The organism is Pseudomonas sp. HMSC067G02, from assembly GCF_001813485.1.
Classification (GTDB): Bacteria; Pseudomonadota; Gammaproteobacteria; order Pseudomonadales; family Pseudomonadaceae; genus Pseudomonas; species Pseudomonas aeruginosa.
On sequence record NZ_KV812703.1, the window covers coordinates 30480 to 31420 of the forward strand.

Below are 941 nucleotides of genomic sequence, written 5' to 3' on the forward strand. Positions count from 1 at the left end.
GGTTGCCGCCGCCATCGGTGAGGATCACCGTCGCGCCAGCTTCCGCGGTACCGCTTATCTCGGTGCCGTTGCTCGGATCGATCACCGGCGCCGCCGGGGCCACGCCATCCACCGTGATCACCGCCGGCGCACTGTCGACATTGCTTGGGCTGCGCGCCACCACGTTGACCACCGTGCCATCCGGCAGCGGGATGCCTGGAGTGAAGGACCAGTTGCCGCTGCCGTCGGCGGTGACCTGGCCAATCGGGTTGCCGTTGCCATCGGTGATGATGATGGTGTTGCCGGCGTCCGCGGTGCCGCTGATCACCGAACCGTTGCTCGGATCCACCTGCGGGATCGACGGCAGCGAGGAATCCACCGTCGTGGTAGCGGGAAGGCTGGTATTGCCGGCGGCGTCGCTCGCGGTCACGTTGACCACGGTGCCGTTGGGCAGTTGCGAGCCGGGCGTGAAGCTCCAGTTGCCGCTGCCATCGGCGGTGGTCTGGCCGATCGGGTTGCCGTTGCCGTCGGTCAAGGTCACGGTGCTGCCCGGCTCGGCGGTACCGTTGAGCAGGTTGCCGTTGCTCGGATTGACCACAGGCGTGTTCGGCGCCACCGCGTCCACGGTAGTGCTGCCCTGCGGGCCGGTATTGCCCGCAGGGTCCTGGGCCACGGCGTTGACCACCGTGCCGTTGGCCAGCGGCGTGGCGGGCGTGAAAGTCCAGTTGCCGCTGCCGTCGGCGGTGGTTTCGCCGATCGGGTTGCCGTTGCCGTCGGTGAGGATCACCTTGGCCCCGGCCTCCGCGGTGCCGCTGATGGTCGTGCCGTTGCTCGGATCGATCACCGGCGCCGGCGGCGCCACCGCGTCCACCGTGGTGGCGGCCTGCGGGCCGGTATTGCCGGTCGGGTCGGTGGCCGTGGCGACGATCACCGTGCCGTTGGCCAGCGGCGTGCCCGGCGTG

At 70.0% G+C, this 941-nt stretch carries 1 pseudogene; it reads right to left on the reverse strand.

Annotated elements, in window-relative coordinates:
- Positions 1 to 941, reverse strand: a pseudogene (locus tag HMPREF2914_RS22695) (Ig-like domain-containing protein); the annotation flags it as partial.